The sequence below is a fragment of the Pseudoxanthomonas sp. SORGH_AS_0997 genome (assembly GCF_031453535.1).
Lineage (GTDB): Bacteria > Pseudomonadota > Gammaproteobacteria > Xanthomonadales > Xanthomonadaceae > Pseudoxanthomonas_A > Pseudoxanthomonas_A winnipegensis.
In genome coordinates, this window is sequence record NZ_JAVIZI010000001.1 from 3657247 (window position 1) to 3673786 (window position 16540).

Below are 16540 nucleotides of genomic sequence, written 5' to 3' on the forward strand. Positions count from 1 at the left end.
TCTGACGACCCCGGCCGGGTGGGTCAGGCGAACGTGTCGTTCGGCCCCCTTTGACGCAGTGCCTTCCAGATGAGCACTCGGCCGCCGAGACCGGATGAGGAAAGCGCGCGAAACGGGCTAAACAAATTTCTGCTCCCCGGGAATTACATCCGAAGCGGCGGATTGGCCGCATGGACACGGGCAAAGGAGCAGGGCATGGTTGCGGTCTTCACGGGGAATGGGCTGGGACTGTTCGGGAGTTCGCTGGGCACGCTGGGGGGCGGCCTTGGAGGTTCCGGCGTGCTGGGGCAGGGGCGCGACAGGCAATACCTGAACGTGGCCACCGGCAATCTGGTCCTGCAGGCCGCCGACGAGATCCTGCAATTCCGCGGCCTGTCGGTTGGCCTGAACCGGACCTACAACAGCCAAGGCACCTTGTCCGACGTTGGCGGCGACGCCTGGATCACCGGGTTCGAGCGCCGTGTGGCCCTCACCGGCACGCTGAACGCCGCCTCGTCAAAAGTGGTCCTTCAACAAGGCGACGGCAGCGCGAGCGAGTTCCAGTACGACGCGAACAGCGGCACCTACATCAGCACGAAGGGCTCTGGTGCCCATGACAGCCTGGTCTGGGATGCATCGTCGTCGACCTGGCGCTTCACCGAGGGCAGCAGCCGGCGTCAGGAGGTCTATGCCGATCATCGGGATCCGGTCGCGCAAGGACGCCTGATCAAGATCCTGGCGGGAACGGACGATGCCTCGCAGCCGGCGCACTTCGATGTTGTCTATGACGCGCAAGGCCGCGTGGCCGCCGTGTCTTCCGACGGCGCAGACCCTCAGGCCGATGCGCTGCTCTTTTCATACGACGACAACGGCAGGCTGGCCAGCGCAGGCACCCGAGAGAGCGGTCAGCTCAGGACGTTCGCCTTCTACGAGTACGACGCACAAGGCAGGCTCAGTGCGGTCACCACCGATCTGACCCCGGAACTCGCGACCGACAACACCTGGAACGCCTCGTCTGAAGCGACCAACGACGGGCACCTGTTCCGGACCGAGTACCGCTACGTCGATGACAGCAGCCTGCGCATCGCCAGCATCCGGCAGGGCGACGGCGTCGTGCTGAGCTATACCTACAACGCCGATGGGAAGGTGGCGAGCGTCACGACGGGCGAGGGCACCGCGGCCGTCAGATACGACCTGAGCTACGAGTCCGGCCTGACGACCGTGACCGATGCCGCCGGTCGCGCCTGGAGCTATCGCTTCGATGCCAATGGCCAGCTGCTGGAGGTGCTCGCACCGCCAACGGACGGGCAGCGCGACAGCACGGCCTACACCTACGACGGCAAGGGCAACCTGCTCAGCACCACGCAACGCCGCGGGTCCCAAACGCTGACCAAGGTCAGCTACACCTACGACAGCGCGGGCAATGTGATCCGCGAAAGCGATGCCAGCGGCGCGATCATCGTCAGGAGCTATTCGGCCCACAATCAGCTGCTCGCCGAGACGCGTTACCCGCCGGGAGCGACGGACTTCAGCGCCGCCGAGCCCCCCGTGTCCGGCGCCAGCCGCGTCCGCTATGCCTATGACGGACAGGATCGTCTTCGCTTCACCGTCGATGCGCAGGGGCGCGTCACCGAGTTCGTGTATGCCTCCAGTGGCGCCGGCGTCGGTCAACGCTCGGCGATGCGGCAGTTCGTTCAGACGACCTATACGGGCAGCGACTTCAGCGAAACGGCCTTGTCCGCCTTCTCATCCAGCCACCTCGCCGAGTCTGGACTGACCCAGTTCGCCTACGACCCCGCCGGTCGCCTGGCGAGCGCGACGGCCTTCGCCAAGGTTGACTCGGCCGGGACGGGAATCGTCGACGCCGCCACGGAAATCACGACGACCACCTACGACGCGCAAGGGCAGCTGAGGCGCTCCGCGACGGTCAGGGGTGCCAACGGTGATGCCGCGTCCCAGTATCTGACCAATGTGGTGGACTACACCTATGACGGCCTGGGCCGACTGGTGTCTGCGACCCGGTACGAGCGCGACGCGAATGGCGTCTTGACGGCCCGCCAGAGCTCCGGCTACGCCTATCTCGATTCGCAGCAGCGCATCGAGTTGTCCAGCAGCGCCAGCGCAACGCAGATCAGCGTCCAGGATTCGGCCGGGCGTACCGTCAGCAGCATCAGGCAGGATGCCCAGGCGTCGGCCGACACGCGGAGCGAGCACTACTACTACGACGCCCAAGGGCAGCTGCGGGCCAGCGAAGACGCGCTGGGTGGACGCTCCTACTGGTTCTATGACGAGAAGGGGCGGGTGATCGCCAAGGTCGGTACGGCGGGGCAGACGACGACCTATCAGTACGACAGCGCGGACCGCGTCGTCAGCACGACCGATCACGCCAACCTGGTGACCACCAGCGACTGGCTCGTTGACGGCCAGGTGGCTGAGAACTGGTCGGATCTGGATGCGACCCTGGTGCGCGATGCGCAGCAGGACCGGACGACGCTTTCCTTCTACGACAAGGCGGGAAGGCTGTACAAGCAGACCAACGCCATCGGCACTACCACCCTGTACACCTACGACGGGCTCGGACGCTTGTCGGGAACCAGCGAGGGCACCGGCTCCGCGGCCAGGACGACGCGGAACTTCTACGATCTGTCCGGAGCGCTGGTGGGCACCCTGGATGCCGAGGGTTATCTGAGCGAGTACGCCTACGACGCGGCCGGCCGCCGCGTGCAGCAGGTCCGCTACGCCGTCGCCACCGATGCGACGCAGCGCGCGGCCGGGACGCTGGATGCACTGCGTCCGGCCAGTGACACCGCCGATCAGACGACGCGCTGGTTCTACGATCGCCGGGGCAATCTGATCGGCGAGTTGGATCCGGAGGGCTACGTCACCGAGTACATCTACGATGAGGCCGGCAACAGCCGGGCCACGCGGCGCTACTACCACGCCGCCGCAGCCCAGGTCAGGGCCTCGGATTGGGCGCAGATCCTTTCGAACGTGTCGGCCTACGCCGACGGCCAGGTCTACCGCCAGGAGCGGCGACAGTACGACGACCGTGGACTGCTGTCTGTGTCGGTCGACCAGGGAGGACTGACGACGCGTTATCGCTACGACGCGGCCGGGCGCGTGCTGGGCGTCGAACGCGGCGATGGCAGCATCAAGCGCACGGCGACCACCGCCTACAACGCGTTCGGTGAAGTGACCGCTGAGCTGGACGGCGTCGGCAATGCGGCAGTCGCGGCGGCTTCCTCCGAGGAGGCGGCGCAGGTGTTCGATGCCCATGCCATCCGCCATGAATACGACGCGCTCGGACGGCGCGTCAAGACCACCCGCCCTGATGGATCGGCGACCTGGTACTTCTATGACAGTCGCGGGTTGCTGACCTACCAGGCCAACGGCATGTCCGGCTCGACGGGCGTCAAGAACGCCGAGGTCGAGGTGACCCAGTTCAGCTACAACGCCTTTGGCGAGACGGCCACCCAGCTGCGTTACGCCGGGCGCCTCCAGGTCGCGGTTCCCGGCAGTCGCGACAGCGTCCAGTCCGCGCTGAGCACGCTCGTCTATGCCTCCGGCCAGGATTCGCGTATCGAGTGGCGTCGCCGGCGGGACGGGCAGGTCGCCGAGACCATCGATGCATTGGGCGTCAGCCAGAAGAGCACCTACGACGCCTTCGGCCAGCTGATCAAGGTCGATTCGGCCTCCGGGACATCGCGGTCCACCAGTACACGCTACGAGTACGACAAGCGCGGCCTGCAGACCAAGGTCATCGAGGATGCGGCGTCCGGCCGTCTCAACCTGACGACGTCCAGCAAGTTCGACGCCTTCGGTCGGGTAGTCGAAACGACCAGCGCTTCGGGCGTGGTGACGCAGCGCGCGTACGATCGGGATGGCAGGCTGATCCAGACCACCCGGATCGTCGATGGCATCGGGCAGAGCCAGCACTTCCTCTATGACGCGTTCTCCCGCACGCTCGAGTCCACCGATGCGCTTGGCAACGCGTCGAGCTTCAAGTACGACGATCTCGGATTGACCGTCACGAAAACCAGCGCGGAAGGCGTGGTCTCGACCTGGCAGTACAACGCTTACGGAGAGCTGACCAGTTCCGACGACGGTCGCATCACGTATTTCGGTTATGACGAAGATGGCCGTCAGACGCATCGCCAGACCGTCGAGGGTGACGCCGAGTGGGTGTCCTACGATGCGCTGGGACGCGTTGCAGTGCGAAGCCGCGACGGTGTCGTCAGCGCCTACGACTACGACGACGCTGGCCGGGTCGTCAGGACGGTTGAGGATCCGGACGGCGTCGGGAATCCGGACCCGAACCAGATGCCGTCTTCGGAGCCGCACTTCGCCCTCGAGACCCGTTATACCTACGACGCGTTGGGACGCGCCCTCAGTGTGCAGGATCCGCGCGGTACGATCACGCGCTACCGCTACGACACGCGCGGCCAGCTCCTCGAATCGGTGGTCGATCCCGACGGCCTGGCCCTGCGCACCACCTATACCTGGGACGAGCTCGGCAGGCAGCTGAGCGTGACCACGGCGGCGGGTACGGCGTCGGCGAGCACCACCAGCTATACGTACGACGGTGCGGGCAGGCGCACCAAGCAGACCGAGGCGGCCGGCAAGCTCAATCTGGTCACGGCCTACGTCTACGATGCGGACGGCAATGTCGTGGCGCGTACCGATGCCAGCGGTCGCACCACGCGCTACGCGTACGATGGCGCGGGGCGACTGCGTTTCGAAGTCCACGCCGACGGTGGCGTGGTCGAGTACTACCACGACGCCGCGGGCCGGAAGGTGGGGGAGCGGCATTACGCTTCCTCGATCAGTCTGGATGGCGCTCCGCTGCAGATGGGCGCGTCCCAGATCGCCGCACTGACCGGTCGTGACGACCAGCACGACCAGTTGAGCCTGCGCGTTCTGGACGGCGATGGGCGCACGACGATGACCGTCGATGGCGCGGGTGGCGTGACGCTCCTGGCATACAACGCGCGCGGCTATCTGTTCAAGACGACGCGGCTTGCGCACGCGCTCACGTTGACCAGCGCATTGGTGGACCAACTGGCACAGGGAAAGGCCTCACTCGACGCCAGCCTCGTGTTCGACAGCGCGCACGACATCGTGCAATGGAACGCATACAACGGGTACGGAAGCCTCGAAGGAACCGTCGATGCCGCAGGTGGCGTCACCAGGTATTTCTACGATACCTACGGCCGCGTTGCGAGCGTGCAGCGCTATGCGCAGCTCGCCTACCTCGATAACACCATCTCGACCTCCAGCGGCGAGATCACCATCCGCGACTACCTGGCGCAGGGCCTGGAAGAGGGTATTGGGCCCGTCCTGTACTTCTATGAGGGCCAGTACAGGGAGACGGGCACAGTGCGGGACTCGCTTGGCCGTGTGCGCTACGAGCTGACACGCACGTCGGTTTGGCTGTCCGGCTACGTCGATGACGGGCAAGTCGCGGTCAAGGAGTATGTGTATGCCGAGGATGGAAGCCTGCAGAAGGAGGTGACTTACGGCGTCACCATCTGGGCCTACGACGACAGGAACTCTTCGATCGGGTCTCTGAGTGAAAGCGACATCGCGTCTCGGCTTTCCCAGGCAATTGATGACTATGGCCAGTACGGTCAGTTCGGCACGATGGCCGCCCCGGCCACACATCAGATCTCGTACGTCTACGACGCCGCCGGTCGACAACGCTTCGCGGTCAACGCCCTGGGAGCGGTGACCGAATCGATCTACGACGAGGCCGGGCGTGTTGTCCAGACGAAGACCTACCTCAACTTCGTCCCCACCGCGGATGCCTACACCGAGCAGGGCATCCGCTCGGCACTGGGCGATGCGCCGCAGTTCGTTGCGACGTCCTTCTCCTACGACGCCGCAGGCCGTGTGCTCTCCAAGACCGATGGCCTGGGGCGCAGCGAGCGCTTCAGCTATGACGGCGCCGGACGCATGGTCAAGTACCAGGACCGCGCGGGCGCCACCTGGAACTACGAATATGATGCGGGTGGGCGCCGCACCGCGCAGATCGGCCCGCCCGTCGCAGTGGCCGAGGTCGACCGCGATGGCAACGTCACCTCCGTGACCCGGCGCGTTGCGACCCGGTATGAGTACGACGCGCAGGGCAACATGACCGCCTTGGTCGAGGATGCCGATGGCGGGCATCCGCGCATCACCCGCTACGAGTACGACAATCGCGGCCACCAGATCAGGACCATCTTCCCCGATGCCGGCAAGTTGGACGCCAGTGGCAATCTCGTCGCCTCGGGCAGCCAGCCCACGATCGAGGTCAACTACGACGCGCTCGGCCAGGCCGTCATGCAGAAGGATGTTCGCGGCTTCTACGCCTACAAGACGTACGACGCGCGCGGCCTGCTCCAGTTCGAGATCGATCAGAGCGGGGGCGTGACCTCGTATGCCTACAACGCGTTTGGCGAGCAGTCGCGGATGACCCGCCATGCGCAGCTGGTTCAGGCAACGTCTGGACAACCCATCGATGCGGCGCTTCTGCAGACGCTGCAGGGCCTCTCGTCCAGCGACGACCGCCATCTCTACACGCTTTACGATCGTGCCGGTCGCAAATCCGAGGTCCTGACCGCCAATTACAAGACTGATGAGGTCTCGTCCTACCTCTCCTACGACGCCACATCGCGCACCGTCTATTCCTATGATGGCTACGGCAATGTGCAGCGTGAGTCCGTCGCGCTGGATGTCAACGGCTGGGACGATGGCTACTCCGATATGGGGTATGGCAGCTGGGCCTCGACCTATCATTATTACGACGCGGCCGGTCAGGAAGTCGCACGACTTGATCCTGGCAACTACCTGACGAGGTTCAGGTACACGGCGAACGGGCTGCTGGCCTCAAAGACGGAGGACGCGCGGGTCGTTGAAGAAAACTACCAGGATAAAAAGCTTTACCTCCCGTCCACGCCTTGGTCAGGCGATGAGTCGACCGGCTACGACCGCACCACGCGCTATACCTACGATGCGGCGGGACGAAAAATTTCCGAAACGGTCGAGCGGCATACGCAGAACAAGACGGGCACGACGGCCGTCGAGGAGCTGGTCAACTCCTTCAGCTACGACAACGAGGACCGCCTGCTGCAGTCCAAGGTGAAGGGCGCGGCCGTGGCCTTTACCTACGACGCGCTCGGGCGCATGACCTCCACCAAGGAGGCGGCGCGGACCGTCGTGGTGACGCCGAACGGCGCGGACCCCGCGTCCGGTCAGACCACCAGCTCGCCGTACGCCACCATGGCTTACGACGCATTCGGCAACCTGGTCGAGTCCCGTGCCTATGCCCTGGGGATTTCGGGAAGCGGCGGGCCAACTGCCTCCGATCAGGATGTCGTCCAGCGGTTTCGCTACGACGCCCAGGGGCGCAACGTCTGGGAGCGCACCGCACTAGGCGCGGTCATCGTGCGCCAGTTCGATGCGGCCGATCATGTGGTCCAGGAACAGCGCGGGCTGACCCAGGAAAGCGGGGAGCGTGCGGTGGTCACCACCGTATACGCCTACGACGCCAGCGGCAGGCAGCTGCAGACGTCCACCTATCGGCGCATGCCGGGCCAGGATCCTTCCGGACTTGGCGACCTGGAAGCCGGCCAGCGTGTTGCCTACAACAGCTTCGGCGAAATCGTGGCCAAGGATCCCACGGGCCAGGCCAGCGGCGGCGCGGACACCTACGCGTTCCAGTACCGCTACGACAGCCGCGGCAATCTGGCTGGCAGCAATGAGTCCGGTGCATGGCACAACTTCAGTTACGACTCGGCCAACCGGCGCACCGCCGATATCTACACACTGCGCTTGGGCGAGGGCGACACGTCCCTGAACCAGGTCCAGATCACCTACGATTACGACAAGCTTGGCAGGGTGGTGCACGAGTCCAAGCCCTCTTCCTACTCGGAACCCGAGTACTCCGAACCGACCCGCGTGTACGACCGCTGGGGCAACCTGACCGCGTCGCAGGACCGCCGCGGCAACTGGACCACCTTCTTCTATAATGAGGCAGACCAACTCGTACAGCGCCAGGACACGGCCGAGGTGGTCGTGGCCGCCGACGGCACGCGCAGCACGCAGCCCGCGGTCACCTCGTGGTTCTACGACGCCGCAGGTCGTCTGATCGGGACGCAGGACGCCAACGGCAACCGGCGCCAGTACGACTATGACAGCGGAGGTCGCCTCACCCGCGAACAGGCGGCCGATGGCGGCGTGCGCTATTACTACTACGATGCGCTGGGCCGGCAGGCCCTGACCCTGGAACAGGTCTCCTCGCGCTTCGTCGAACGCCTGTTCGACCAGGCTGGCCGGATCGTCTCGGTCAGCACCAACCAGGCCGACGGTACCAAGGCCACCGAGCGCTACGTCCTGGACGAGGACGGTAACCGCCTGGCCACGATCGATGCCCTCGGCAACGTCAGCCATGCGGCCTACGACAGCCAGGGCCACCTGCTGCGCAGCACCACGGCCACTGGCGTGGTCACGACCTACGCCTACGACCTGCGTGGCAACCGCATCCGCCAGACCAATGCGCTGGCCGATCCGACGCTGGCCGGAGGCACCGGGACGGGCACCTGGGTCGAGGATCGCGATGGGCAATCCGTGCGCCTGGACGAGCAGACCTGGGAGTACGACGCCTACAACCGCGTGATCGACCACAACGATCTCTCGGGCGTGGATTACGACTACGTCTACGATCCCGACAGCGGTCAGCTGATCTCCATCTCGATCAGCGATCAGCGCGGAAGCCAGGTCAGTGGCCAGGCGCGCGCCGCCATGGTGTCTGACAACCCCGATCCGGATGACCCGGGCGAACCGTCCGAACCGCCAGTGCGCACCGGCGAGCGTCGCTACTACTACGACGAGTGGGGCCGCGTCAGTCTGATCGATGCTTCCAACGGCACCGACGACTGGACGCGCTATGCCTACGACGAGGACGGCAACCGGGTCCAGGAGGAAACCAGCACTACCGACACGGCGGGCGAGCCGCTGCACACCCGCACGACGACCACCTACGACGCGCACAACCGCATCGTGGAGGTTGTCCAGGACGATCTGCTGCAGGGCCGTCGCATCCTGGATGTGCGCTACGGCTACGACGCGGTGGGCAACCGACGCGTGGTCGAGGTGGGCAGCGCCTTCAACCCGGATGGCGATCAGCCCACCAATGCGGGCTTCGAGGACGGCAATCGCGGCTGGACGCTGGGCGAGGGCTGGTCGATCAAGCAGGAGCCCAGCTCCGACGCCAACACCGGTACCTGGAGCGCGGAGTTCAAGGGCTCCTACAACGGTCCGCAGAGCATCGTTAACAACAAGCGCGTCGCGGTCGTGCCTGGCCAGCTGGTGAGCGCCAGCGCCCAGATCCAGCAGGGTGCTTCCAAGAAAGGCCAGGCGTCGGCCCGTGTGCTGATCATCTGGTACGACGCCAACGGCAACATGCTGCCTGGCGGCGAAGACCACTCCTGGAAGGGCGGTACGCTCATCAACAGCGGCAGTGGTGGGGAGTGGAAGAAGTCCGAGGTGGTGAACACCGTCGTGCCCGACGGCGCGGCCTATATGGCCGTGGGCATCAGCGCGAACAAGCGCCCCGGCGAGCCGCTGTGGGTGGACGATGTGCAGTGGACCTACCCGGCCCAGGGCCAGGGCGGCGCGCTGAACATGGAGAAGAGCTACTGGTTCGCCTACGACCGCGAGAACCGCGTCACCGTCAGCAACGGTGTATTGACCAATGGCCAGATCGTGGCGGCCAACGACGCGACCAGCTTCACCCAGTCCTACGACAAGGCCGGCCGCGCGGTGTTCCGGCAGTTCTACGACAACGGCGTGGTCAAGCGCCAGCAGCTGAGCTACGACCCGCAGGGTCGCCTGGTGCAGGTGCTGCAGGCCCTGCCGGACAACGTGTGGCGGGTGCTGGAGACCAGCACCTACGATGCGGCCGGCCGGGTGACCGAGCGCCGGCAGTACGCCGACGACGGTACGGCCAAGCACATCGACGTCAACCACTACGACGCCGACGGCAGGCTGATCGACCAGCTGGCCTACGGCATCCCGCAGAGCGGCCTGGACCCGCAGGAGGATGAGGAAGGCAACCCGCTGCCGGACAACGGGTTCGAAGGCCTGAGCCTGCTGACCACGACCACCTATCAGCAGGCCGGCAACACCGCCATCGGCTACGACAGCGCAGGCCGCCTGCGCGGCTACCGCTACCAGGTGCTGCGCAACGAGCAGGGCAGCGGCGCCAGCTCGCCGGAAGGGTATACCCACACCTACCGCACCACTTACCAGGGGGCCGAGAGCTACCTGACCAGTACGGTCACCGGTACCAGCAGCAACAGCAACTACAAGACCAGCAACAGCACCAGCACCTACGACGTGTGGGGCCAGCTGGAGTCGGTGCGCGAACGCACGCCCGGTACCGGCGTGGAGGACCGCGTGCGGATCTTCAGCCTGGACCAGGCCGGCAACATCCTGCGCCGCACCGAGGGCCAGAGCGATCAGGCCAAGCTGCGCACCGAGGTCTACGTGTACAACAACGGCCAGTACGTGGCCTCGGGGCGCTACGACGGCAAGGTGGACGTACTGGGGGTGATGACGCCCTACCAGGACAGCGAAGGCCTGGGCAGCAGCAGCGTGCTGGTGCAGCAGGGCGACACGCTGCGCGGGATCGCCCAGCGCATCTACGGCAACGCCAACCTGTGGTACGTGCTGGCCGATGCCAACGCGCTGGACGGCGATGCAGACCTGGTGGCCGGCTCGCGCCTGACCGTGCCCGAGGTGCGCGTCAGCGGCAACGATGCCGCCACCTTCAAGCCCTTCGACCCGGCCGAGGCGATCGGGCCGACGACGCCGTCGTTGCCCTACATCGCCCCACCCAGCGAGAGCGGCTGCGGCACGCTGGGGACCATCATCATGGTGGTGGTGGCGGTCGTGGTGACCTACTTTACCGCGGGTGCGGCCGCCGGTGCGTTCTATGGTGCGGCCAGCACCGCCGCGCTGAGTACCGGCGAGGCAGTCGTTGTCGGGGCCACTGCTGGTGCGGCCGGATCTGTGGCCAGCCAGGCGGTGGGAAGTGCCATCGGCCAGACCAGCTTCAGCTGGCGCAATGTCGCTGTTGGCGCTGCCACTGGCGCGGCGGGCTATGGAGTAAGCGCCTCTTTGACCTCAGGGGCTCTAAGCACAACCGCGTTGGCTAGTTCGCCCACCGCGGCCGCCATGACCACGGCAGCGGTAGGTAATGTCAGCGCCTACGTCGCCAATCGTATTGTTGGCAACGATGCCAGTTTCAGCTGGAAGTCCGTGGCGGCCAGCGTGGCCAGCGCAGGGATCACACAGGCGATCGTACCAACAGTGGAGTCCAGCCTCGGGCTGGACCTGACCACAAGAAGCGGCCAGGCAGGGCGTGAGCTGGTAGGCGGTATCACTGGCGGCGTCGTCAGCGCCAACCTGCGTCATGCGCTCATTGGCGATGACGTCGACTACGGAGCGGTGTTTGCGGATGCCTTCGGTAACATGCTGGCGCGTGGGCTGGCGGGTCGGTACAGCGCCAACGCGGCACAGGCGCTGGCGGAGAGCGACAGGCTGGCCGATACCTCGCAAAGCATGGGGAACGATGGAGTCTATTCGCAGGCGTATGCGTTGGCGGCACTGGGTGGCGGCGGCGCTGCGCAGCAGGTGTATGCGAATGGCACCCTTTACAACCGCCTACCAGACGGCAGCCTGCGCGCGGTAGGCGTCACGGATGCGGATCTGGCAGATGACGGCAAGCCCCCACTGGAAATTTTTATAACCGACGGGAACATCACCGACCTCCAAAGTGTGCGGGCCACACCGGATCCAGCGGATGTCGCTTTCTACAGGGCCAGTTTGGCCAACAGCATTGCTGCGCAAGTCGCGGCTCATGATGAGGCGGCGCAGGCAGTCGCCAGGGAGCTGACGACCACGCAGGCCGTCCTGGTTGGCGCAGGGGGCTCGTTCGAGCTGCAGTGGCTTGGCGTGAAACAGTTCTACTACAACGCTGTTGGAGATGGGTACAACGCAGAAAGGACCGCCGGAGAGATTGACGAAACTCAGCGCTCAATGGAAAACCTCAAGCTGGGAAGGCCCGAGGCCGTCTGGGGCGGCTTCTTAGCGGAAGCGTCGGAAGTCCCGCTTGCGGTCGTGACAGCGGGCCGCGTTGCCCCGTCCACGCTTCTGGGACGACTGGGTACGGGCGCAGCGATCGGCGCAGCGAGTCAGATCGCAACGCCAGTCTCTGAACCGGATTACTGGGAAGCGAAAAAACAGCAGGTGAGTGTCGGCGCGGCCTTCGGCACTGCGGGCGCAGGATTGGGTGAACTGGCGCCGTATGCGGTCACCTTCGGCAAGGCGGCATGGGGCGCTGGTAGACAGCTTCTCCAGGACGTTCTGGAGGGGCCGGCTTCTGGTAGTCTGCGAGCACAGATCGGCGCTGTCGGGGACCTGGGGGGTGTTCTAAACGCAACGCCTATCAACGGCGCTGCAAGAACTACGCCACTTGGGTTTGAATCAGTTGGGCAGTTCAAGAGGGCGGTGGATGAGCTACATAGCGCGCTCCGTGATAGTGGGATTGATGACGCGGTCATTGGTGTGCGCGGAAGCTCTGTCACAGGCTCTAGCTTCAAGACTGGCACGCCCTTCAGCCCAAAGAGTGACATCGACTTTTTCATCGAAAGCGCGAAGCTTACCGATGCCTATAAGACTTCGCCGAACATTCCGGGCTTCGTTCATCCAAAGCCGATTCTTCGGGACTATCCTGCACTTCAGGATTGGTCTTCGCGTTGGCAGATTGAGCTGGGCCGAAAAGTAACACCTGGTGGGTTTGTTCCGGGGAGTATCCCAGACCATCCTGCAATCATCGTGAGGCCGTAAATATGTACGCCGATCTGTTTTTCGATTTTCCCGGTGCAAGCAACATTGTGGATGCGGCGTCCCGCGCTTACAGTGCAATAGGCGTGAAGGATTTTGTGCAGCGGGAGAGCGAAAACTATATTGAAGGAGTTTATTTCACAGCCGAGAGCGGAGATACGCAGATCGAGATAGCGATGGTTGATGACGAAGATGCGGGCGATCTTCGTTTTTGGCTGTCGTTGGACAGTTCGCTTGAAGGTGCACCGTTTGAGCGCTTGGTTGAGTGCCTAGCAAAAGGTCAGTTACTCAGCGCGGGCGCGAAGGTGGCGCGGGTGTACGACTTTGGAAAGAAGACCATGAAGATGGTGGGCTATTAGTCTCGAGTTAGAGTCGCTAACAAAACTCGGAAAGATTCCGTAGGCAGATGATCGAGCAGGCAAGCGAAAGTCAGGCTAGATGGATGTCGATGCGCCGCTCGAAGCGGATGCCCAGCTTGCCCATTCCGGCGAACCAAGCGTGCGTGCATTCGACTACCCAGCGATGCCGTCCAAGCCGATCGTTGCGCTCGATCCCCTTGCGAGCGATGCGGGGGTGATGCCGCGTTGCTTGAAATGGTCGCGGCAGCGATCGATATCGTAGGCCTTGTCGGCGTGCACCTTGACTGGCAAGCGGCGCGGACGGCCGGCCTTGCCGGTGATCGGCGGCAAGGCGTCGACCAGTTCCTCAAAGGCCACCGAGTCGTGCCGGTTGGCTCCGGTCACACAGAACGCCAGGGGAGCGCCATCGCGATCGGCGATCAGATGGCGCTTGCTGCCGAGCTTGCCGCGATCGGTCGGGTTCGGCCCGGCGTATGCGCCCCCGCGGTGAGGCCACGCCTGCCGCGTCCAGGCTGGCACAGCTCAGGTCCAGCCTGTCGGCTCGACGCAGTTCGGCCAGCAGAACCTGATGCAGGCGATGCCAGATATCGGCTGCTTGCTAATCGCGAAATCGACGCTAGCAGGTCATGCCGCTGCCGCTGAGGGCTTGCTGGTCGCTGACGCGCGGCCTGCCTCTCTTGGGCGAAGGCTTTGCCGATGGGATCAGCGGTTCGATGCGCTTCCACAGCGCGGCGGGGATCTCTTTACGAAGGGCAATGCCGCCAATTTTTGCGACTTACGAAACTGGATGCAAGTTGGTTTTGTTAGCGACTCTAAGTTCCTCGTCGGTGAGGAAGCCGAGACTGTTTGGATGACCCTTCGTTTGTTTAGCGCTTTCGCGTCGGGGCCAGTGCCAACATCCTAGAGCGCGCGCCGACTTGGTCGCCGGCTCGCGCCTGACCGTGCCCGAGGTGCGCGTCAGCGGCAACGATGCCGCCACCTTTAAGCCATTCGACCCGGCCGAGGCGATCGGGCCGACGACGCCGTCGTTGCCGTACATCGCCCCGCCCAGCGAGAGCGGCTGTGGCACGATGCGGGCGACTTTTTATGCTTTAACTTTGAGGGGGGAGGTGACCCTTCGGTGGTATTTTGGGATCATGAGGGATCTACGGAAGATGCGCCGGTTATTATTCCAGTTGCTTCATCGTTCCTGGATTTTGCGGATCTGCTGCGTAGGTAATCGTGAGTAAGATCTTATTGGTCCCACTCTTACGAACTTGATTCAAGCCGCATAGTGCACCGGGCCATGTTCGAAGTACTTTCAGATGCGCCCTGGCTGTCGTTGAGCGCTTCGCAGATGCGTGGCGGTGGACTTGATCAACTGCAGCTTGGTGCGGCCGGAGCGAGCTTGCTGAGCGCCTGCTTGATGTCCGCGTTGGCCATCTCGTCGGGATTGAGCTCTGGGCTGTGGCTGGGCAGATAGAGGACCTCAATGGCGTCAGCGTGCTCAACCAGTCAGGCCTTGACCTGTTTGCGTGGTGGATCCGCAGGCTATCCAGAATCAGAAGCAGCTTTCTGAGTTGTTGCAGACCTCACCAACGGCCGCGGCGATGGCAACGGCGGCGGTGGGCAACATCAGTACCTACGTCGCCAGTCGCCTGGTGGGTAACGATGCCAGCTTCAGCTGGAAGTCCGTGGCAGCCAGCGTGGCCAGTGCGGGGATCACGCAAGGGCTGGTGCCTACGGCGGAAACGGCACTTGGTAGCAGCCAAGAGGGCCTGTTCAGAGGCATCACGGGCGGCATTGGCAGCGCACACGTACGCCACGCATTGACTGGCGATGACGTGGAGTATGCCGAGGTCTTCGCCGATGCGTTCGGCAACATGCTGGGACCGGGCATCGCGCAGGCGGCGTCCAGGCAGTTTGCGCCAAGTGCGGATGAAGCATTCTTCAATAGCTCACACATGATGGCCGCGCTGAGCGGCGGTGGCGTTGAGCCAATATCGATCCAAGACCTCGGCATTCGGGTTACCGCCTATCCAGACGGGCAAGGTGGGTGGCGGTTCGTGCAGAACCAGCAGACCCAGCAAACCGTCAACGCGCTCGTGGGCTCCATGCGTTCCAACGAGGAGGCACGCCTACGTCAACAGTAGCGGGCTGGAGCCAGCCGCCGGCAGTCGCCAGGCAGACGGCTCGATCGTCATTACCAGGGACGGTGACGGCCGGCTCCAACCGTGAGCTCAGCACAGCAGAGACCCTGTTCCTGCGCACGGTGGGTGCGGTGACCGGCGTGGGCGAGTCCATCTATGACGGTGCGGTTGGAGTTCTGTCGCTCGGCAAGGATCTGGCGCTGGCCAGCCCCACCAATGCGATGCTGCTGCCTGCCGCAGGCTATGGGGATTCCGCCGACGCGGCGGATCGGCGATTGAGGGCGATGGGCAACGGTATCAATGGATTCATCGCGGAAGACGGCAAGTGGGACAAGGTCAAGGGCTTCTTCACCAATCAACTCGACCAGGCTGACCAGTTGGATGCATTGGGAGACGGCACATCGATCTTCAACGCAGCGCGTGCGCGTGGTCATCTGGTAGCAGACACCGCATTCGCTGTGACAGGCGCTGGAGGAGCGGCCAAGGGCGCGGCCGTGGTCGCGGTGAGAGCCGGCGCGCGTGTTGCGGAGGTCGCCGAATCGGTCGGCGCAGCCTCGCGGGCGTTTGATGACTTTGGTATGGTGCTTGAGACACCACAAGGGCGTGCTGTCGCGCTGGAGAGTGGGTCGGAAATCGTTCCAAACAGCGCAACTGCCGATGCTGGGTTCATTGGGCCGCGAATTGGCAATTCTGGTTACGTTACGGCAGAAGAGTTCGCGCAAGCAAGCTTCCAGCGTTATCAGGGCTTCGTAAATGAGGGCTATGACAGGGCACTGCTTGCAGAATCCAAGGGCTTACTAAACGGGAAAAATTCGAATACCCGCATAGGTGATTTCGTAGATCGATTCAGCGCATCTGAATATCGAGACTGGTTGGCTGCGGAAGGTATACCTGAAGGGCCTAGTCATTTCGTCCAAATGAATCGTTGGCTACGAGATCCTTCAGGGTCGGGCCTTTACGCTCGCCCCGATATCCGGATTCCAAGTTCTGCCTCTATTCTTGATGCTACAGTGGGTTGGAAGTGGAGCACGGACACTCAGATCATGAGATTCGACACGTACTCTGGTGGCAATCGAATTACGATCGTCCGCCCTGAGCAGGTGGGCGGTAGTTACAGCATCTGGCACTGAGGAATATAAATGGCTCGGGTAAATAGCATTGATTCGCTATACGACTTCATCGGATATG

General features: G+C 63.9%; 4 protein-coding genes and 2 pseudogenes. 4 read left to right on the forward strand and 2 right to left on the reverse strand.

Going from position 1 to position 16540, the window contains the following annotated elements; genetic code table 11:
* Positions 1 to 195 precede the first annotated feature (195 nt).
* Together QE438_RS15965 and QE438_RS15970 are read left to right on the forward strand one after the other, a co-directional pair.
* A complete protein-coding gene (locus QE438_RS15965; protein WP_307184082.1) occupies positions 196 to 12867 on the forward strand; it encodes a DUF6531 domain-containing protein in 12672 nt (4223 codons plus the stop codon).
* Between the two features lie 2 nt (positions 12868 to 12869).
* The gene (locus QE438_RS15970; protein ID WP_306994229.1) at positions 12870 to 13223 is read left to right on the forward strand and encodes a hypothetical protein; all 354 of its coding nucleotides are present in this window, start codon (positions 12870 to 12872) and stop codon (positions 13221 to 13223) included.
* Positions 13224 to 13293: 70 nt separating this feature from the next.
* Here the strand turns inward: QE438_RS15970 and QE438_RS15975 are convergent.
* Both QE438_RS15975 and QE438_RS15980 read right to left on the reverse strand, forming a co-directional pair.
* Positions 13294 to 13980: pseudogene (locus tag QE438_RS15975) on the reverse strand (IS5 family transposase).
* Positions 13981 to 14523: 543 nt separating this feature from the next.
* Positions 14524 to 14779: pseudogene (locus tag QE438_RS15980) on the reverse strand (transposase); the annotation flags it as partial.
* Between QE438_RS15980 and QE438_RS15985 the strand changes: the two are divergent.
* Positions 14738 to 15355: a hypothetical protein gene (locus tag QE438_RS15985; RefSeq protein WP_306996389.1), complete on the forward strand. Its 618-nt coding sequence runs from the start codon at positions 14738 to 14740 to the stop codon at positions 15353 to 15355. The pseudogene QE438_RS15980 and the gene QE438_RS15985 overlap by 42 nt on opposite strands.
* A 62-nt stretch (positions 15356 to 15417) precedes the next feature.
* Complete coding sequence (locus QE438_RS15990; RefSeq protein WP_306994228.1) at positions 15418 to 16482, forward strand: hypothetical protein; 1065 nt, start codon at positions 15418 to 15420, stop codon at positions 16480 to 16482.
* The last annotated feature ends 58 nt before the right edge of the window (positions 16483 to 16540 follow it).

Coding starts and splice junctions, on each gene's coding strand:
- QE438_RS15965 (WP_307184082.1), top strand. CDS start 196: ATGGTTGCGGTCTTCACGGGGAATGGGCTGGGACTGTTCGGGAGTTCG.
- QE438_RS15970 (WP_306994229.1), top strand. CDS start 12,870: ATGTACGCCGATCTGTTTTTCGATTTTCCCGGTGCAAGCAACATTGTG.